The sequence below is a fragment of the Microbispora hainanensis genome, assembly GCF_036186745.1.
Classification (GTDB): domain Bacteria; phylum Actinomycetota; class Actinomycetes; order Streptosporangiales; family Streptosporangiaceae; genus Microbispora.
Map to the genome: position 1 here is coordinate 5,680,583 of NZ_CP108086.1, position 19,610 is coordinate 5,700,192.

At 70.2% G+C, this 19,610-nt stretch carries 16 protein-coding genes; 11 read left to right on the forward strand and 5 right to left on the reverse strand.

The genetic code is table 11. The features are described from left to right. Nucleotides 1–39 precede the first annotated feature (39 nt). Nucleotides 40–609, reverse strand: coding sequence for an Lrp/AsnC family transcriptional regulator (locus OHB01_RS26540; RefSeq protein WP_168065925.1), 570 nt, complete (start codon nucleotides 607–609; stop codon nucleotides 40–42). 252 nt (nucleotides 610–861) lie between these two features. On the opposite strand from OHB01_RS26540, the gene OHB01_RS26545 reads away from it, so the two are divergent. The 10 genes from OHB01_RS26545 to OHB01_RS26590 all read left to right on the forward strand — a co-directional run bounded on the left by OHB01_RS26545 (nucleotide 862) and on the right by OHB01_RS26590 (nucleotide 10,882). Continuing rightward, the gene (locus tag OHB01_RS26545; protein WP_142621443.1) at nucleotides 862–1,575 is read left to right on the forward strand and encodes a creatininase family protein; all 714 of its coding nucleotides are present in this window, start codon (nucleotides 862–864) and stop codon (nucleotides 1,573–1,575) included. Next, on the forward strand, nucleotides 1,572–2,270 hold the full coding sequence (locus OHB01_RS26550) for an SDR family NAD(P)-dependent oxidoreductase (RefSeq protein ID WP_142647691.1): 699 nt from the start codon (nucleotides 1,572–1,574) through the stop codon (nucleotides 2,268–2,270). Before OHB01_RS26545 ends, OHB01_RS26550 begins: the two co-directional genes overlap by 4 nt. Continuing rightward, nucleotides 2,257–3,645: a dipeptidase gene (locus tag OHB01_RS26555; RefSeq protein ID WP_142621439.1), complete on the forward strand. Its 1,389-nt coding sequence runs from the start codon at nucleotides 2,257–2,259 to the stop codon at nucleotides 3,643–3,645. The genes OHB01_RS26550 and OHB01_RS26555 overlap by 14 nt, the downstream gene beginning before the upstream one ends. Beyond that, the gene (locus OHB01_RS26560) at nucleotides 3,642–4,835 is read left to right on the forward strand and encodes a dipeptidase (RefSeq protein ID WP_142621437.1); all 1,194 of its coding nucleotides are present in this window, start codon (nucleotides 3,642–3,644) and stop codon (nucleotides 4,833–4,835) included. Before OHB01_RS26555 ends, OHB01_RS26560 begins: the two co-directional genes overlap by 4 nt. Nucleotides 4,836–4,859: 24 nt before the next feature. Next, nucleotides 4,860–6,572 carry a DUF885 domain-containing protein gene (locus OHB01_RS26565; RefSeq protein ID WP_328854110.1) on the forward strand — a complete coding sequence of 571 codons (1,713 nt, stop codon included), beginning with the start codon at nucleotides 4,860–4,862 and terminating at the stop codon, nucleotides 6,570–6,572. 35 nt (nucleotides 6,573–6,607) lie between these two features. Further along, a complete protein-coding gene (locus tag OHB01_RS26570; RefSeq protein WP_328854111.1) occupies nucleotides 6,608–7,465 on the forward strand; it encodes an alpha/beta hydrolase in 858 nt (285 codons plus the stop codon). Further along, a complete protein-coding gene (locus OHB01_RS26575; RefSeq protein WP_328854112.1) occupies nucleotides 7,462–8,382 on the forward strand; it encodes a succinylglutamate desuccinylase/aspartoacylase family protein in 921 nt (306 codons plus the stop codon). The genes OHB01_RS26570 and OHB01_RS26575 overlap by 4 nt, the downstream gene beginning before the upstream one ends. A 74-nt stretch (nucleotides 8,383–8,456) precedes the next feature. Then, nucleotides 8,457–9,050 (forward strand): MaoC family dehydratase, encoded by a 594-nt coding sequence (locus tag OHB01_RS26580; protein WP_244312846.1) that lies wholly within the window; start codon nucleotides 8,457–8,459, stop codon nucleotides 9,048–9,050. Beyond that, nucleotides 9,047–9,883 (forward strand): CoA ester lyase, encoded by an 837-nt coding sequence (locus OHB01_RS26585; RefSeq protein ID WP_328709786.1) that lies wholly within the window; start codon nucleotides 9,047–9,049, stop codon nucleotides 9,881–9,883. Before OHB01_RS26580 ends, OHB01_RS26585 begins: the two co-directional genes overlap by 4 nt. 231 nt (nucleotides 9,884–10,114) lie before the next feature. After that, nucleotides 10,115–10,882 carry a CPBP family intramembrane glutamic endopeptidase gene (locus OHB01_RS26590; protein WP_168065921.1) on the forward strand — a complete coding sequence of 256 codons (768 nt, stop codon included), beginning with the start codon at nucleotides 10,115–10,117 and terminating at the stop codon, nucleotides 10,880–10,882. Between the two features lie 129 nt (nucleotides 10,883–11,011). Here the strand turns inward: OHB01_RS26590 and OHB01_RS26595 are convergent, their stop codons facing one another. From OHB01_RS26595 to OHB01_RS26605, 3 genes are all read right to left on the reverse strand, one after another. Then, nucleotides 11,012–11,206, reverse strand: coding sequence for a hypothetical protein (locus OHB01_RS26595; protein WP_142647676.1), 195 nt, complete (start codon nucleotides 11,204–11,206; stop codon nucleotides 11,012–11,014). A gap of 237 nt (nucleotides 11,207–11,443) precedes the next feature. Beyond that, nucleotides 11,444–14,101, reverse strand: coding sequence for a GNAT family N-acetyltransferase (locus OHB01_RS26600; protein ID WP_328854113.1), 2,658 nt, complete (start codon nucleotides 14,099–14,101; stop codon nucleotides 11,444–11,446). Nucleotides 14,102–14,443: 342 nt separating this feature from the next. After that, nucleotides 14,444–14,788 carry a hypothetical protein gene (locus OHB01_RS26605; protein WP_142621420.1) on the reverse strand — a complete coding sequence of 115 codons (345 nt, stop codon included), beginning with the start codon at nucleotides 14,786–14,788 and terminating at the stop codon, nucleotides 14,444–14,446. Nucleotides 14,789–15,165: 377 nt separating this feature from the next. Between OHB01_RS26605 and OHB01_RS26610 the strand changes: the two genes are divergently transcribed. Beyond that, nucleotides 15,166–16,413, forward strand: coding sequence for an IS256 family transposase (locus OHB01_RS26610; protein WP_405393456.1), 1,248 nt, complete (start codon nucleotides 15,166–15,168; stop codon nucleotides 16,411–16,413). A 219-nt stretch (nucleotides 16,414–16,632) separates the two neighbouring features. Here OHB01_RS26610 and OHB01_RS26615 read toward each other — a convergent pair whose 3' ends face one another. Next, nucleotides 16,633–19,512 carry a tetratricopeptide repeat protein gene (locus tag OHB01_RS26615; protein WP_328854114.1) on the reverse strand — a complete coding sequence of 960 codons (2,880 nt, stop codon included), beginning with the start codon at nucleotides 19,510–19,512 and terminating at the stop codon, nucleotides 16,633–16,635. Nucleotides 19,513–19,610 lie beyond the last annotated feature (98 nt).

Below are 19,610 nucleotides of genomic sequence, written 5' to 3' on the forward strand. Positions count from 1 at the left end.
ACGGACCTCCACACGATCCCGGTGAGCCGGCCGGGCCGCTCAGGCCGGCTCGCCGGGCGGGGCCGACAGCAGGTCGGCCACCAGGTTCTTCGGCTCTATCTCCACCAGGCTCAGCGCGGTCTCGGTGCGCTGCACGCCCTCGATCTGCCAGATGCAGTCCATGAGCAGCTGCCGCAGATGCAGGTGGTCACGCACGCGGAGCCGGGCGAGCATGTCCATGGCGCCGGTGACGATGTCGAGCGCTTCCAGCTCGGGGATCACGGAGAGCTGCTGGACGAGGTCCTGCTGCTGGTAGCCCTGGACCGCCGTGATGATCAGGTACACGGTCATCGGATAGCCCGCGGCGCTCCAGTTCACGCGCACGCCGTACCCCTGGATCACCCCGAGACGCTCCAGCCGTGCGATGCGCTCTCCGACCGCGGGGGCGGACATGCCGAGCTCACGGGCGAGCGCCCGCTGCGAGCGCCTGGAGTCCTGGCTGAGCAGCACGAGTATCTGCCGGTCTACATCGTCGAGCGGGACCGGAGGCGCCGGGACGGACACGTCGGCGACGGCACGCAGGGGAGCGGCCGAGGAATGCGAAGCAGGGGAACGACGGCGAGGGGGCATGGCGGGAAGGCTACCCGGCCGGGGACACGGATGGAGCACGGAAAGCGCACCGCCGCCGAAGTCACCGTATGACGGTTGCCACATAGCGCTGCGGGACGGACGCCGCGGACAGGCGAACCGAATGCGTTTGCAGTGAAAGCCTGGCATTCGTCGGGCAAATGGTTAGTATGAGACGAAACTTCCCTTACAGTTGACCACCGTCAAGGTCGACATAGGTTTCACTTCGCATCATCGAACGGAGTGTGAGGACCGGTGCGGGTCTTCGACAGCAACTGGATGCAGATAGCCGACTACCTCCAACGCGACGATCGCATCGTGCTCCCGGTCGGATCGACCGAGCAGCACGGGTATCTCTCGCTCGGGACGGACGCCTTGCTTGCCGAGCGTGTGTCGGTGGAGGCGGCCGAGCCGCTCGGCGTTCCGGTCCTGCCGGTCCTGCCGTTCGGCATGGCGCCGTACTTCGTGGAGTATCCGGGCAGCATGAGCCTGCGGATGAGCACGTACATCGAGGTGATCCGCGACCTGCTGGACTGCCTGGCATCCCAGGGGTTCCGGCGGATCGCGGTGATCAACGGCCATGGCGGCAACGCCCCCGTCGCCGGCCTCATCCGCGAATGGGTGTGCGCGCCGCGCGACGAACGCGTGGAGGTGCTGTTCCACAGCTGGTACAACGCCCCGAAGACGGCGGAGGCGGCGTCCCGGTTCGACGACGACCAGTTTCACGGCTCCTGGCTGGAGAACTTCGCCTGGACCAGGGTCGCCGGCGCCGAGATCCCCGGCGGCAGCGCGCCTGTCCTCCCCAGGTCGCTGGCCGACAACGTGACCGCGCGCGAGATGAGGGAGCTTTCCCCGGACGGAAGCCTGGGCGGGGCCTACCAGCGCAGCGACGAGGACATGCAGGTCGTGTGGGACGCCGGCGTGGCCGAGGTCCGCGAGCTGCTCGAGAAGGGATGGCTCGACCAGTGACGGAAGCCAGGGACAGGGTCGCCGTCGTCACCGGCACGGCCCACGGGATCGGGGCGGCCATCGCCGCCGCGCTCGAGGCGGACGGGGTCCGGGTGCACGGCGTCGACAAGGACACGGTGGACGTCACCGACTCGTCCGCGGTCAACGCCTTCTTCACCGAGATCGGCGACGTCGACATCCTGGTCAACAACGCCGGCGGCGTGGTCGGCCAGGTCCACCACCCGCTGGAGGAGATCGGCGACGAGGACTGGTCCGCCGTGGTCGCGGCCAACCTCACCAGCACGTTCCTGTGCACCAGGGCGGCGGTGCCGGGCATGAAGCGGCGCGGCTCCGGCCGCATCGTGAACATCTCGTCGGGCGCGGGCCGCAGCGTCAGCCTGACCGGCATCCAGGCCTACGCCAGCGCGAAGGCCGGGCAGATCGGCTTCACCCGGCAGATGGCGCACGAGCTAGGACGGTTCGGCATCACGGTCAACTGCATCGCGCCGGGGTTCGTCCTGTCCAACCCCACGACGATCCAGCAGTGGGAGAGCTACGGCGAGCAGGGGCAGGCCGCGCTCGTCGAAGGCATCGCCGTACGCCGGCTCGGCCGGCCGGAGGACATCGCGCACGGCGTCCGGTTCTTCGTCTCCGAATCCTCATCCTGGATCACCGGTCAGACCCTCTCGATTGATGGTGGACATGCTCTCTTTTGATTCGACCGACTTCGATTCGACCGCCGCCTACCTCGACGAGCTCGCCGCGTACGTCGCGGTGCCCAGCGTGAGCCGGGACGCCTCCGCGGAGACCATGCGGACCGCGGCCGAATGGCTCGCGGCCCAGTTGTCCTTCGCCGGCGGACGGGTCGTCGCCACGGAAGGTCACCCCATCGTCCGGGGCGAGTGGCTCGGGGCGCCCGGCGCCCCCACCATCCTGGTCTACGGCCACTACGACGTGCAGCCGACCGGCGATCCCGCCGAGTGGCGCACCCCGCCGTTCGAGCTGCGCGTCGACGGCGACGTGATCCGCGGGCGCGGGGTCACCGACGACAAGGGCCCGGTCTTCATCGTGCTCAAGGTCGCACAGGCGTTCATCGAGCAGGAGGGCGCGCTGCCGCTGAACGTCAAGTTCCTCTTCGAAGGAGAGGAGGAGATCGGCAGCCCCCACCTGCCCGCCTACCTGCGCGAGCACGCGGACGAGCTCGCGGCCGACCTGGTCATCTCGGCCGACGGGGCGATGTGGCGGCCGAGCGAGCCCTCGCTGTCGATCGCGTCCAAGGGCCTGGTGACGCTCACCGTCGAGGTCGGCGGCGCCGCCACCGACCTGCACTCCGGGCGTTACGGCGGCACCGTCGCCAACCCGGTGCACGCCCTGAGCGAGATCCTGGCCGGCCTGCACACGGCCGACGGCCGGGTCGCGGTCGACGGCTTCTACGACGGCATCCCCGAGCTGAGCGACGAGCGCCGCGCCGCCATCGCGGCGGTGCCGTTCGACGACGACCGCTACCGGGACGACCTGGGTCTCGACGCCCTCTTCGGCGAGGCCGGCTACAGCACGCTGGAGCGGCTGTGGGAGCGGCCCACCCTGGAGATCAACGGTGTCCTGACCGGTGGCAAATACACGGTGATCCCGCACGTCGCGACCGCCCACATCTCCTGCCGGCTCGTGCCGGGCCAGCGCCCGGAGCGGGTGCTCCAGGCGATCACCGACCATGTGCTCGCCCAGAAGATCCCCGGCGTACGCGTCGCCGTCCGCCCCGACGAGGGCGGGGTGCCCGCGTACACGATCCCCGCCGATCACCCGGCGATCCGCGCCGCCACCGAGGCGCTCGCGCACGTCTACCCGGGCCAGGACGTCCTGCTGGCCGTCATCGCGGGGACCCTGCCCGCGACGGCCCTGTTCGAGGAGGTCCTCGGCGCGAAGACGCTGTTCTTCTCCTTCTCCACCGCCGACGAGAACCTGCACGCGCCGAACGAGTTCATGCGGATCTCCCGGCTGCGCGAGGGGATGCGCGCCTGGGAGCGGCTGTGGCGGCTGCTCGCCGACGGGCCGCACCGGCTGGCGCCGGTGCACAGGGACGGCACGCGGTGACGGCGGGCGTCTACGAGTCGTACGGCTATCTCACGCCCGGCGTCGACTTCCCGGCCATCGAGCTGGCCCCCGAGTTCGGCCGCGTGCCGCCGTACGCCGGCGGCCTGAGCGAGCTGGAGCGGGAACGGGCCGAGCGGCTGCTGCGGGACAACATCGTGATCAGCCTGCACGACCATCCCGTGCGGTTCCCCGCCGACATGCGGCAGACGCCGGAATACAACAGGACCGGACGCCAGCACACCGCGTTCGCCGGGCTCCTCGCGTCGGGCATGACCGTCGTGTTCGACAACATGATGGACGGCACCGCCTGCGTCACCGGCAACGCCCCGTGGCGCTGGCTCGACATCATCACCGACCTCGGCATGCGCCAGGCCGACATCGCCCACCAGTCCGGCGTGATCGTGATCCGGACGATGGACGACATCGAGCACGCCCACAGGTCGGGCAAGGTGGGGCTGCTGTTCGGCCTGGAGGCGGCGACGCCGATCGAGAACGAGCTCGACCGGCTCGACGTCCTGTACGGCCTCGGCCTCCGGCAGATCGGCATCGCCTACTCCGACGCCAACGCCCTCGGCAGCGGGCTGAACGAGACCACCGACGGCGGGCTGACCGACTTCGGCAGGCGCGCGGTCGCCAGGATGAACAGGCTCGGCCTGGCCATCGACATCTCGCACTCCTCCGACCGGACCGGCCTGGACGTCTGCGCCGTGAGCGAGCGCCCGGTGTTCATGACCCATGCGGGAGCGCGCGCGGTCTGGGACACGCCGCGGATGAAGCCGGACGACGTCCTGCGCGCGGTCGCCGAGACCGGCGGCGTCATCGGCATGTCGGCGGCGCCCCACACGACGCTGTCCGAGGCCCATCCCCGGCACACGATCCTGTCGGTGATGGACCACTTCCGGTATTGCCTGGACCTGGTCGGCATCGAGCACGTCGCGTTCGGGCCGGACACCCTCTATGGCGACCACGTCGGCCTGCACACCGTCTTCGGGCACCTGCTCAAGGTGGGCGCCGCCGCGCCCGGCGGCCCCTCCTTCGAGAAGGTGGAGTACGTCGACGGGCTGGAGAACCCGACCGAGAACTTCCACAACATCTGCGGCCTGCTCGTCCAGGAAGGGTTCTCCGACAGCGAGATCACGGCCGTGCTCGGCGGCAACATCCTCCGGGCGCTCGAGCGGATCTGGGCCTAACCCTCCCGAATGGAAAGAGGATCAGTGACTCCTGAAGTCCAGCCCCCGGCGAACGACCGGCTCGCCCGGCTCAGCGACGAGTTCTTCCAGGTGAAGCACACGGCCGACCCCTTCAGCGCCACGCTGCTCGGCGTCTCGGGCTTCGACGGGCTGGTGCCCGACCCCAGCCGCTCCGGCGCCGCCGCCGACGCCGCGAAGATCGCGGACATCGAACGGCGGCTCGCGGAGATCGACCCGGACGGCCTGAACCCGGCCGACCGGATCAACCACGCCGTGCTCGGCCGCCTCGCCTGGGGCGTACGGTCCGACCTGGAGCACGGCCTGTGGGAGACGGGGGCGTCCGCGGACGGCTACTCCTCACCGCAGGCGATGATGTTCATGTCGGTCCCGGCCGCGTCCCTCACCGACGCCGCGGCCGTCGACCAGTACCTGCGGCGGCTGAGCGCCCTGCCCGCGTTCATCGACGCGATCCTCGACCGCTATCGGGCGGCCGAACAGGACGGGCGGATTCCCACCCGGGTCGGCGTCGGCCAGGCCATCGACCAGCTCACCGGGCACCTTTCGCTGAGCCTGGCCGACGACACCCTGCTCGGCCATCGGCTGCCGGCCGACGTCGACGAGGGGAGCGTCAGGGCGCGCGCGGCCGGCATCGTCGAGGAGTCCGTCCGTCCCGCGCTCCGGCGCCTGCTCGTCGGCCTCCGGGACGAGCTGCTGCCCGTGGCCCGGCCCGACGAGCGGGTCGGCGTCCGCTTCGTCCCCGGTGGCGAGGAAGGTTACCGGGCCGCCGTACGGCGTCACACCACCACGGACCTGTCCCCGGAGGAGATCCACCAGATCGGTCTCGACTGTCTCGCGGAGCTGCGGCAGGAATGGGCCGAGCTGGGCGGACGGGTGCTCGGCACGAGCGACGTGGGCGAGGTCCTGACCCGGCTGCGGGAGGACCCCTCGTTGCGGTTCGGCTCGGCCGCCGAGATCGTCGACGTGGTGACCGACGCCCTGCGCCGGGCCGAGGAGGCGCGCGACGACTGGTTCCCGGCGTACGACATCGCCGACTGCGTCATCGAGGAGATCAACCCGATCGAGGCGGGCAACGCCGCGCTCGCCCACTACCGGCCGCCGGCGGGCGACGGGTCCCGGCCCGGCGCCCACTGCGTCCTCACGGCCGACCCGCACGAGCGGTTCGTGTACGAGTACGAGGCGCTGGCCTTCCACGAGAGCACGCCCGGGCACCACCTGCAGATCGCCTCCGCGCAGACCCTGACGGACCTTCCGGCCTACCGGCGGTTCCTGGACGCCGAGGTGTGCGGGTACGTCGAGGGCTGGGGCCTGTACAGCGAACGGCTCGCCGACGAGATGGGCCTGTACACCTCGGACATCGCCCGGCTGGGGATGCTCTCGTTCGACGCGCTGCGCGCCTGCCGGCTGGTCGTGGACACGGGCATGCACCACCTCGGCTGGTCGCGGCAGCAGGCCATGGAATTCATGTGGGACAACACCGCGACGACGCGGGCCAACGTCCGCAACGAGATCGACCGCTACATCGCATGGCCAGGGCAGGCGCTGGCGTACATGATCGGCCGCCGTGAGATCCGCCGCCTGCGGGCCGTGGCCGAAGGCCGCCTCGGATCCCGTTTCGACATCCGCGCCTTCCACGGGACGGTGCTCGGCAACGGCGCCGTCCCCCTCGGTGTGCTCGACCAGATCGTGGCCGCCTGGATCGACTCCGCGGCGGCCTGAGCCAGGCGCCCGCGTTTCCTTAGCAAGGAGTGCACATGTTCGTGAACATCAACGGCGCGCGGCTCAACGTCGAGGTCCTCGGCGAGGAGGGCGCACCCGTGCTGATCGCCCACCACGGCGGCGGGGGCATCGGCTCGCTGGCCGAGCCGAAGGCGACCTTCGGCCCGCTGTCCGACCTGTTCCGCGTCGTGGTGTTCGACGCCCGCGGCTGCGGCCTGAGCGAGGGCGTCCCGCCCTACTCGCACGCCCAGTGGGCCGCCGACGTCGACGCGCTGCGCGAGTGGGCCGGCGCCGAGTCGGTCGTGATCGCGGGCGGCTCCTACGGCGGATTCATCGCCATGGAGTACGCGATCGCCTACCCGGACCGGGTGCGGGCGATGATCCTTCGAGACACCTCACCGGACCGGACCAACCTGGAGATCGCCCACGAGAACGCGCGCAAGCAGACCCGGGTGGAGCTCGACTGGGAGAACTACGACCGCTACTGGAGCGGCGACATCCGCGACGACGACGACCTGAAGGCCCGCTGGGCCGAGCTGATCCCGCTGTACGACCACGAGTACGACCCGGTCAAGGCGGCCGCGCGCGTCGAGGCCTGCATCTACCGCCACGAGGCGCACAACTGGTGCTTCCAGCACAACGCGCCGATCTACGACGTCAAGCCGCAACTGCCGTCCGTGACCTGCCCCACCCTCGTCACCGTGGGCCGGTACGACTGGGTCACTCCCGTGTCGTCGTCGGAGACGATCGCCTCCCTCATCCCGAACTCCAGGCTCGTCGTCTTCGAGAAGTCCGGGCACTCCCCGCAGATCGAGGAGGCGGAGCTCTTCCAGCAGGCGATGCGCGACTTCCTCGCCGAGGCGCTGCCCGACCTCGGGACCGCGGCGCGATGATCGAGCGGCGCACGCTTTACGTCCCCGGCCCCGGCCCGGACGGGCTCGGCATCCCGTACTTCGACATCCGGGGCCGCGGCGACGGACCGCGGCTCACCGTGCTGTCCGGCGTGCACGGCGCCGAGTACGCCTCGATCGCGGCCGTCCGCGAGTTCGTGCGGAACCTCGACGCCGCCGCCGTCTCCGGGCGGATCGTCGTCGTGCCCGTGGTGAACGTGCCGGGATTCTGGGCCAGGGCGCCGTTCGTCGTCCCGGTGGACGGCGAGAACCTGAACCGGAGCTTCCCCGGCGACCCGGGCGGCTCGTTCACGCGGGTGCTCGCGCACCACGTCTTCACCGAGCTCGTCCTCGGCTCCGACTATCTCGTCGACATGCACGCGGGCGACCTGCCCGAGTCGCTGGAGCCGTTCACGATCTTCGAGGAGTCGCCGGTCGAGGCGGCCTCGCTGGAGCTCGCCCTGGCGTACGGCGCCGGGCACGTCGTCAGGCAGGCCGCGCGGGCGCGGACCGTGGCGGGCAGCACGTGCGCGGCCGCGGCGGACGCCGGCATCCCGGCGATCGTCGCGGAGTCGGGCCAGAACGGCCTGCTCGACCGGGCGGCGATCGACCGCCACCTGGCCGGGCTGACCAACATCGCCAGAACCGTCGGCGTGCTCGACGGTGAGCCGTGGCCGGTGCGCGAGGCCCGCCTGCACGAGGGATGGCACTGGCTGCGCACCGACCGGGAGGGCTGGTGGGAGCCCGCCGCGGCGGTGGGGGAGCAGGTGCCGGCCGGCGGGCTGCTGGGAACGATGAGCGACGTCTGGGGCGAGGTCTTCGCCGAGGTGCGGGCGCCCGAGGCGGGCACACCGTTGTTCCTGACGAGCAGCCCGGCGGTCTCGGCCGGCGGCCTGCTCATGGGCCTGGCCCGCGACTGAAGACCGGCTCGGCCGCTCCGGGTATGGCGAGGGCGGCACCGGCGTACCGACACCATCGACAAGGAGACCCCGACGTGGACGAGAACGGAACCGCCTCAACCGCCTCCCCGGAGCCCCGGACGCCGTCAGTGAGCTGGGAGGGCCGCTACCTGGAGGACTTCGTCGTCGGCGACGTCTACCGGCACCCGCTCGGCCGTACGGTGACCGAAGTGGACAACGCGTGGCTCACCCTGCTGACCCAGAACACCGCGGCCATCCACTTCGACCGGCACTACGCGGAGCGGACGCAGTGGGGCAGGCCGCTGGTCGACTCGACCTTCACCCTGGCCCTGGTCACCGGGCAGAGCGTGCACGACGTGTCCATGAACGTCATGGCGAACCTGGGCTGGGACCGGGTGCGCCTGCCCAATCCCGTCTTCGAGGGCGACACGATCTACTCCCAGTCGGAAGTGCTCTCGGTGCGCGAGTCGAAGTCCCGTCCCGACGTGGGCGTGGTGGAGGTGCGCACCATCGGGTTCAACCAGGACGGCGTGATCGTGATCAGCTTCGAGCGCACCCTCCTGGTCTACCGGCGGGGTCATGGTCCCGGCCGCGTCGCCGTCGAACCCCGGTGGGACGAGAGGTCTCTGAAGGCCGCCGGGCTCGACCCGCGTCCCGGCACACCATGACCGGGGCGTACGGGACGACGGCGCGGACCCTGCTCTTCGTGCCCGGCACCCGGCCCGACCGCTTCGCGAAGGCCGCCGCCAGCGGCGCGGACGCGGTCGTCATCGACCTCGAGGACGCCGTCGCCCCGCTGGACAAGGCACGGGCGCGGGCGGCCGCCGCCGGCCACGTCTCCGTCCACCCGGCACTGGTCAGGGTCAACGGCATCGGCACGCCGTGGCACGCCGACGACCTGGCCGCGCTCGCCGGGGCCGAAGGGCTCGCCGGAGTCGTCCTCCCCAAGACCGAGGCGGCCGAGCACGTCGCGTCGGTGGCCGCCGCGCTCGGCCCCCGGGTGCCGGTCTTCGCGCTGCTCGAATCCGCCCGGGGCGTACGGGACGCGGATCTCATCGCACAGGCGCCGGGCGTGGCGCGGCTCCTGTTCGGCAACCTCGACTTCTGTCTCGACATGGGCATCCCCTCACGGGGCGGCGACGAGCAGGCGTTGCTGTTCGCGCGCAGCAAGGTCGTGCTCGCGGCCAGGGCCGCCGGGCTGCCCGGGCCCGTCGACGGGGTCGAGCCCGAGATCGACGACGATGCGGCGGCCCTGGAGGCCGCCCGCCGGGCGGCGGCCATGGGATTCACCGGCAAGCTGTGTCTGCACCCGCGCCAGGTCGCCGTCGTCCGCGGCGCGTTCTCGCCCTCGGACGCGGAGCTGAACTGGGCCCGGCGCGTGCTCGACGCGGCGGCCGGGTCCGCGGGCGCCGCCGTACGGGTCGACGGAGAGATGATCGACAGACCTCGTCTGGAGTTCGCCCGGCGCATCGTCGACTCCGCGGGTGAGAAGCCGGCGTGAAGCGCCCGGCCCGTCCTGCATCACGCGCGCAGCCCCGTCGCCGTCATGCGTCCTGCCACCATGGAACTGTAGAGACGCCTGCGAGGTCCCGGATGTGGCAGAACCGCCGGAAACACCGCGCGAATCACGGTTAGGGTGGTCCGCGCGGCTCATCTACATGTCTTCGGCTGCGTCCGCGGCTCACTCAGGGGCGGCGGCAGGAGGCGTCGGCCATGGTTCGAGGAGCGGCGTGTGAGCGGGTGGACGGAGCCGGACCACAGGTCGCCCGTGCGGCTGATCGCGCTGACCTTCGCCCTGTCCGTGCCCTTCTGGCTGGCCGGTGCCGTGGCCGGCCGCCTGTCGGAGACCCTGCCCGTGAGCGCGCTGATGGCGTGCTGCCCCTTGCTGGCGGCGATGCTGCTGGTCCGCCGTCATGAGCCACGCGGCGCCGTGAAGCGGCTGCTGCAGCGCGTCGTGGACTGGCGTGCCGCTCCCCGTCCCGGCCGCTGGCACGCACTCGCGATCGCGCTGCCGCTGGGCGTCATGGCCGGCTCGTACGCCGTGATGGTCCTGCTGGGCCGGTCACTGCCCGGGCTGCGGGTTTCGCTGGTCGAGGTCCCGCTGCTGTTCGCCGTGTTCCTCGTCGCCGCCGCCTGCGAGGAGGCGGGATGGACGGCGTATGCCACCGATCCGCTGTCCACCCGCTGGGGCCCGCCGGTCACCGGCGTCATCCTGGGGGTGACATGGGCGGTCTGGCACATCGTCCCCTACGCGCAGGCCGGCCACGGCCCGCTGTGGATAGCGGGCCAGTGCCTGTACACGGTGGCGTTGCGGGTCGTCATCGTCTGGCTGTATCTGCACAGCACGAGCGTGCTCACCGCGGTCGTCTGCCATGCCGCCTCCAACGTCGGCTGGTCCCTCTTCCCCGGATCGCACTACGACCCGGTCGTCACCGGGGGCATCGCCATTGTGGTGGCCCTGCTGGTGGTGACCGCGTGGCCCAGGCCGTTCTCCCGGTGACATCGCTCTCGCCGGTGACATCGCTCTCGCCGGTGACATCGCTCTCGCGGGTGACATCGCGGGAGCGGGCTCTCACGACCGGGCCGTGCCGCGGTGTGGGCTCTCACGATCCGGTCGAGACCTGGGAGCTCAACGTCCATGGGCGGAGCAGGACGCGGCCACATGAGCGACCACCGGCTCGCAGTGAACGGCCCGGTACGCCTCACGAGCGGTCGCACGGATGTGTTCCGGGCAGGCGGAGGCGATGGGGCGGATGAACACGTAGACGTGCACCATGCCGTCGATCTCTACCAGGCGCACGTCGTCCACCACGTCGGTGAACACCTCGCGCAGGGTTTCCCGTATGGCACGCCGTGCGAGCGGACCCGTGGCCTCGTCACGGTCCCTTCCACCGTCCTGTCGCCGGGGGATCGGACGGAGTTCTGTTCTCGCGATCGTCATGACTCAACCGTCCCGCCTACCCGCTCTGCGCGGGGAGGGGCGAAGGTCCCCGGTCCCCACGGCGGTCGTCGCTTCTGAGGGCAGGGCGTGCTCAGAAGCAGGCGACGGCACCGGAAGGGATCAGCGGAGGCGGCGCCGGAAGGGTGAAGGGAGCGGCGGGGCGGCGGCGAGCCGCACCCGGCAGTCCACCGCCACGGCCCCATCCGGTGTCACGATCACCGGGTTGAGATCGAGCTCCGCGACGTCGGGCAGATCGTCCATGAACCGGCCCACGCGGACGATCTGCTCCTCCAGGGCCGCCACGTCGGCCGCCGGCCGTCCGCGGTAGCCGTACAGGAGCGGCGCGCACCGCAGCTCCGCGATCATGCGGGCGGCCTCGGCCCTGTCGATCGGCGGCACGCGGAATGCGCGATCGGCCAGCAGCTCGGTCGCGACACCGCCGAGCCCAACCATGATCAGCGGCCCGAAGGTCTCGTGCGCGACGCCGCCTATGATCATTTCGGTCCCTTCGCCTGCCATGGCCTGGACGATCGCGCCTGTCATCGCGGGGCCGAGGCGGTCGGCCATCTCCCGGTACGCCTGCCGGACCTCGTCGGGCGCCCGCAGGCCGATCCGCACACCACCCACGTCGGACTTGTGGACCAACCCGGGGCCGACGGCCTTGAGCACGGCGGGCAGACCGACGACCGACGCGGCCTCCGCCGCCCTCTCCGGCCCGTCGACCGGGACGGACTCGGCCGTGTGGATCGCGTACGCCGACAGGAGCCGGGCCGCCGTGCCCTCGTCCAGCCATCGTCCATGGGGATGAGCGGCGAGGTCCGCGGTGATGATCCGCCGCGCGGCCGCCGAGTCGATCCCGGGGAGGTCCTCGCGGGATGCCGGCGGCCGGGCGCGCCAGGCGGCGTGCGCGGCCGCCCGGGCGAGGGCGTGCACGGCCTGTTCGGGGAAGGCGTACGCGGGCACCCGGCCGTCGACGAGTTCGTCGTGCCCGGCGAGGCAGGCGAGCACGGGCTTCGCCGCGTTCCTCGTGACGGCCGCGATCGCTTCGCGCGTCGCGTCGAGGCCCGAGCCGAACGGCGGGGTGTAGACGGTCAGCACGGCGTCGACGCCCGGGTCGGCCAGGACCGTCGCGATCGCGAAGGCGATGTCCCCGGCGTCGGCTTCGGCCGTGAGGTCGACGGGGTTGCCGACGGCCGCCGCCGGCCGGAGCCGGGGGCGAAGCGCCTCCGCGGTGGCGGGGGACAACTCCGGCACGACCAGGCCGAGCCGTTCACAGGCGTCCGCCGTCATCGCCTGCGGGCCTCCGGAGTTGCCCACGATCGCCACCCGAGGGCCGTCCGGCAGCGGCTGGAAGGCCAGCAGCCGGGCGGTGTCGAGCAGATCCTGGACGCTGTCCTCCCTGATGACGCCGCAGGCGCGCAACAGCGCGTCCACGGCCACATCGGGCGTCGCCGCGGCGGCCGTGTGCGAGCGGACCGCCCGGCTGCCCGCGGCGCTGCGCCCGCTCTTCACCGCGATGATCGGTTTGCGGGCGCTGATCCTGCGGGCGATCCGGGCGAACCTTCGCGGATTGCCGAACGACTCCAGATAAAGGCCAATGACGCGGGTGGCCGGGTCGTCCTCCCAGTATTCGAGCAGGTCGTTGCCGCTGACGTCCGCCTTGTTCCCCACGGAGGCGAAGGAGGAGATGCCGAGGCCGAGCTGTCCGGCGCGTTCGATCATGGCCGCGGCCACCGCGCCCGACTGCGACATCACCCCCAGCGGACCCGGGGAAGGAGGTGTGGGCAGGAATCCGGCGTTCAGGCGCGCCGCCGTGTTCACCACACCGAGGCAGTTGGGCCCGACCAGCCGCATGCCCGCCTGCCGGCAGATCTCCAGCAGCTCCCGTTCGGCCTCGCGGTTTCCCACTTCGGCGAATCCGGACGTCAGCACGACCAGGGCACGTACCTCATGGCGGGCACACTCGCGGGCGATGCCGAGCACGGTGGGGGCCGGGGTGGCGATCACCGCGAGCTCCGCCGGCCCGGGCAGCGAGGCCATGTCCGGGTAGGCCGGCAGGCCGCACACTTCGGTGGCCCGCGGATTGACGGGATAGATCGGGCCGGGGAAGCCTCCGTCGATCAGGTTGCGCAGCACGCGGTGCCCGACGCGGGCCTCGTGACGGCCGGCGCCGATCACGGCCACCGACTCCGGGGTGAACATGTGCGCGATGGAGTTGTGCTCCGCCTCGTGCGCCCGCGCCTCGATCTCGGCTACGAGCCGCTCGGTGGGGCGGGTGGCGATGCGGATCTCGACCTGCCCGTCGTCGTATCGCGTCTCCACCGGCAGGCCGAGATCGTTCAGCACCCGCAGCATCGCCCGGTTCTGCGGCAGGACGGTGGCGACGAGTTCCTCGATTCCCTCGTCCGCCGCGTCCAGCGCGAGGTGTTCGAGCAGCAGCGTGCCGAGCCCGCAGCCGTGCACCGCGTCGTCCAGCAGGATCCCCACCTCGGCCTCCGACCCGTCCGGATCGGCGATGTATTCCGCCACGCCGACCACGCGGCCGCCGACCAGAGCGACCAGGGCGTGCCCGTGGTAGCCGGGCCCGGTGATCCGGTCCATGTACGCATGGGCCGAGGCGGCGCCTCCGGTGAAGAACCTCATATACGCCGAACGCGGGGAAGACCTGGCGATCAGTTCGTGCAGGGCCTCCCGGTCGGCCGGCCGCAACGGGCGGATGCGCGCCACCCCGCCGTCACGCAGGAGGACGTCGCACGCTTCGCCGGCGGTTCGAACCATGTCTCAAAGGTCCACGACCGGGCGAGCACCCCCAAAGGGACTTCCTTCCCGTCTTGCCGGGACCCCGGTCCCGAACCCCGTCCAGCCGGCCCGTCCTTCGCGCGCCGAGGATCCGCACGCTCGGCCTGCTGCGCCCGGGAAGCCGAGTGTGATCAGCCCGTACGCGGCCCGCGGCCTACGCGAAGGGCGGCCCAGCCGGATGGCTGGGCCGCCCTTGCGTTTCCGGGGATCGACCGGGTCAGCGGGAGACCGCCTGGAACCGATGACACCGTCCCGGAGATCGGCGTTCGTCGTCACCCATCCGGCGGGATCAGGCGCACGGGCTCTCGTTCATCGTGATGCTCAAGGCCGGTAGCGAAGGGCGGGAACGATGTCGTCGAAGGCCGTCGCGTCGCCCGCGCGCCAGGCCTTGGCCCCCCGCGCCAACCGTGCCTTGTCGGCGGTCCGGATGCCCCGCAGGAGACGGCGGTATCTTGCCTGGGCACGGCACATGCCGCAGCAACAGCAGCGGATCCCGGTCCAGCGGAACTCCCAGGTGCAGCGCGTACAGGAGGCGTCGAGATCCTCCTTGAGGCTGGCGGGCAGGTCGCAGGTGGACTCGGCGCGGTGGTCGTGGCAGGCCTCGCGGGTCAGATCGCCATGCCAGAGCCGGACGATGAGCGGGTCGGTCTTGTCGGTGCGGGACATGTGGTGCAACGCCTCCGGATGCCGGTCGGCGCGCCGTACTCGAAAACGGAGTACGGCTGACGCCGTTGGCCGGTGGCATCACGCGGTCTCCGCACGCACACCCCCTCACAAATCCAGGCTCACAAATCCAGGCTCACAAATCGAGGCTCACAAATCCAGGCTCGCAGTGTTCAGCATGCATCAGCCCACCGACATTCCGTCGGGATCCAGGGGACGGCCCCCTGCGACATGGTGTGGCCCGCCCGCCCGGACCGTTAGCGTCCATGGGAGTGGTGTACGGGTGATCTTTCCCTTGGTGCGACGGGAGAGATCCATGTGACAAGAGACGGCCACTTCGTAATCCTTCGATTCGCACATTCAGACACGAAGGGGATGAAGTGGCCGTCAATGACATTGTGCCCGCTGCCGGGGACTACTTCGACGAGACTCTCGCCGCGGCGAGCCCGGACCTGCTGCGCACGATGATCCGCGAGTTCGCGCAGCGGATGATGGACGCCGAGGTCGAGCAGCTGTGCGGGGCCGGCTACGGCGAGGTCAGCAGCGAGCGGGTCAACTCCCGCAACGGCTACCGCAGCCGGGAGTGGGACACCCGGGCCGGGACCATCGAGCTGGCCATCCCCCGCCTGCGGTCGGGGTCGTACTTCCCGGACTTCCTGCTGGACAAGCGCCGCCGGGCCGAACGGGCGCTGACCAGCGTGGTGGCCACCTCCTACCTGCTGGGTGTGTCCACACGGCGGATGGAAAAACTCGCCGAGTCGATGGGCATCACCAAGCTGTCCAAATCGCAGGTGTCGAAGATGGCCGCCGAGCTGGATGAGCTGGTCGCCTCGTTCCGGTCCCGGCCTTTGGACGGCGGGCCGTACACCTTCGTCTGGATCGACGCGCTCACTCAGAAGGTGCGTGAGGGCGGGCGGACGGTGAACGTGCACTGCCTGATCGCCACCGGTGTCAATGCCGACGGGCAGCGGGAGATCCTCGGCCTGGACGTCGTCTCCTGCGAAGACGGGGCGGGCTGGCTGGCGTTCCTGCGTGGCCTGGTCGCCCGCGGCCTGTCCGGCGTCCTGCTGGTCACCAGCGACTGCCACGCCGGGCTACGTGACGCGATCGCCGCCACGCTGCCCGGCGCCTCCTGGCAGCGCTGCCGCACCCACTTCGCGAGAAACCTGGGCACCTGTGTCCCGAAGACGGCGCAGCCGTGGGTGCACACGATGCTGCGCACCATCTTCGAACAGCCCGACACCGAGTCCGTGCACGCCCAGCACCGGCACGTGGTCGAGGTGCTGGAGGCCAAGTACCCCAAGGCCGCCGACCGGCTGGACGAGGCCCGTGATGACATCCTGGCCTTCACCGCCTTCCCCACGGCCGTCTGGCGGCAGATCTGGTCCAACAACCCCCAAGAGCGGCTGAACAAGGAGATCCGCCGCCGCACCGACGTGGTCGGCATCTTCCCCGACCGGGAGGCCATCGTCCGCCTGGTCGGCGCGGTGCTGGCCGAGCAGAACGACGAGTGGACCGAGCAGCGCCGCTACATGGGCCTGGAGATCCTGGCCGAATGCCGTAAGCACACCCACTCTCAAAATGAGACAAATGATGCTAAAGTGAATATCGAGGCGATTACGGCTTAGAAGTTCGCCGGATTACGAGTGGTCTTCTCATACACCACGATCATGGACGCGGCCGCCGGACCAGGCCGGATCTTGGGCCGACAGGCGGGTCGCCCTGCGCCGGCGGCTATCGACCTTCTCCCGCGTCGCGGGTGCGCCGGCAGGGAAACCAGGCCGACGAAGCCCGCCCACTACCAGCCCCATATTGGCCAGCGGTGGCCTCATCCGAGTCGATGCCACTCAAAGGTCTCCGGAGAGGGCGGCACGGAGGGTGGCGGCCCGTGTGAGTACAGGGTCGGCATCGTCGTCGTCGAGGTCTCGAAGCAGTTCACCGAGGTCGGTCAGGGAGACGACGAGGGAGGGCCGGTACCGGCTGGGGTCGGAGGCGGCCAGCTTCTCGTAGGTTTCCACGACTTGGCGCTGGTGATGGAGGGACTCGACGTTCCGGCCGGCGGCGCGTAGGTAATCGGCCAACCTGGCTCGGACGGTCGCCAGCACGGCCAGATAGCTGACGGGATCCTCCTTCGCGAGCGGCTCGAACAGCTCCACCACGCCGAGTTCTGCGGCGGCGGCCTCCTCGTGAAGCCCGAGCCTGAACATGATGGTGGCTCTTGAGTCGAGCAGGTGGATGTAGGGGAACGGTTCGGCGTCGGGCTGTTGGAGGAGGTGGATTTCCCACAACCCGGAGGCGCGAGCCAGGAGCTGCTGCGCGGGGTCGAGGAGTTCGACGCCGATCAGCTCCTGGGCCACGTCGTTGAGCGTGCGGACCGTGACCGCGAGGTCCTGCTGGATGTTGGTGACGCGCTCGACCGTCTCCTCGATGTCGTGCCCGAGGCAGGACTGGACAAAGAGCCGCCGTTGCAAAGTCCCGGCAAGCTGGCCGGTCTCGTCCATCTGCCCCCAAATGTCTGCGGCGCGTTCAAGCAGGGGCAGCGCCCGCCCTGGGTCGCCCTGGCTCGAATAGCGAGTGGCAAGGTTGTCCAGCGACATTGCCATCCTGGCAAGGTACGGGTCGGGCTGGACGAGGGACAGCTCTTCGTAGATCTCGAGGGCCGCGCTGAGGGCGGCGACGCACTCTTCGGTACGGCCAAGGTCGGCTTCCCGGTTGCTGAGATGGAAGAGCGCATCGGCAAGGTCTTCCCGGGCTCCGGTCTCCCGGCAGAGATCGACGGCCAGGGCGGCCGCGGATCTGGCTTCTTCGGCTTCGCCGAGCCGGGACAGGTAGATGGCGAGTGAGAGCCAGGCGCTCGCCAGTCGGGGGCGGAACCGGTCACGATCCTGCTGGGTCAGTTCGCCGTACAGAGAGATGGATCGCCGCATGTGCTCCAGCGCTCGCTCCAGGCGTCCCTCCTCCTCGTGGTAGCGGCTCAGGTTGTGCAGCGCCCGCGCGAGATCCGCACCGAGCTGATCGTCGCCGGGCTCGTAGAGCCGTTCCAGGAGGCTGACCGCGCGCTCGACGGCGGTGATCGCATGGTCGAACTGGCCGGCTCGCTCGAGGACGGAGCCGAGGAAGCTCAGCGCGTTAGCGAGGGCCACGGCCCAGCCTGTGTCGTCGTCGTACAGGCGCTGATACGACTCGACGGACTCCCTGCCGGATCGCACGGCCTCGTTGATTTCGTCGGAGACGTTGTGCGTGATCGCGAGGTTGAACAGCGCGTGTGCGAGCTGGGGCAGGTCTCCAGCGGTACGGAAGATTTCGACTGCCTCGGCTGTGGCTGCCACCGATTCTTCTGTACGCCCAAGGTTATGCAGTCGGGTTCCCAAGATCTTGAGGGATTCGCCGAGGTGAGGGTCCGCGCATTCGCGGTAGAGCTTGATGGCTGCACGCGTCTCATTCAGCGCCGGTTCGTGCTGGCCGAGTGCTGTCAGTTGGTCGCCAAGGAAGCGGTGGGCGCTAGCGAGGTCGGATGTCCACTCTCGGTCCTCCTTGCGTAGCTTACGGTAGTGCTTGATCGACTCCTGGAGCGCATACACCGCCTTCGCGTGCTGACCGATGGCCGCGTGGCGGTGACTCAGATTGACGAGGGAGAGCGCGAGTTCGCTCAGGTAGGCGGCCGGGTCCTGCCGGGCAAGGTCACGGTAGAGCTGCGTGGCCCTTTCCATGGTCTCTACCGCGGCGTCCGCATCGCCGAGCTTCGCCTGAACCTGGGAGAGGTTGCTGAGGAAACTCGCGTACCACGGGGCCGCTCCGGAATCCTCGGCAAGCAGCAGCGGAAAGAGTTCCCCAGCCTCAATGAGGCTCTCGTGTGCCTGGTTCCACTGTTCGAGATCCGCATGCCGTAAGGCTGTGGTCTGCAGCGCCATGGCGAGTGTCATACGGTAGTCGCCGTCGGCCAGATTCCTTGCCACTTCCAGCGCGGCCTGGGAGGTCGTGAGGGCTCCGGCGAGGTCACCGTCGTCCACTTTGAGGTTGCTCAGGATGTTGAGCGCGAGGGCTAGACCGTAGCCCCCTCCCAGAGCCCGGAACTGCTCGATGGACTTCTCCGCCAGCCGGATGCCTTCCTTCAGGTCGTCGTCCTCGGCCACGCGCTGGGCGAGACGCAGCAGGCAGCGAGCGTACGGTTCCCGCGCCCAGTCCAAACCCATCTCGACGAGTGGAGCGAGGCCGCGGACCGTCTGCCGGCAGACCATCATCGCGTCGAGCACACTGCCGACATGGACGAGCAGGGCACTGTACGGTTCGGCCTCCGCGGCAACATCCAGCCAGCGGGTAACGTCCTCCTTGGCCAGGGTGCGAAGGATGCGGAAAGCGCGGCGCCGTACGGAGACGGCATCGTCGAGCCGGCCCAGCGCCGTGAGCGGCACGGCGAGCTCGCTCAGCGCCCGCGCGAGCTGAAGCCGATCACGGCCCTCCGAGAGGGCGAGCACTATGCGGCGCGCGAGCAACTCGTTATAGGGGTGCCCCTGCTCGGCGAGCCGATCAGCGAGCGCCTTCAGCGAGCGAGACAACTCATCCCGGACGATGTCCGGATCGGCGATCACCGTCTGCTCCAGACCGTGAATCTCATCGCCCAGCCGAAGGACCAGATCGTCCAGCGACTCGGAGATGGTCATACTGAACCGCTCTGGCTCGGCTGCCGCATAGGCCTGGTACTGCGCGACGAGGTGGCCGATCGACATAGTCGTCAGTCATCCCTTTCTTTTGGAACGTGACAACCGGTTGATCATTCCGAAAACCGGCACAAATTTCTAGATACTCGGCTGGGATGGTCCAGACT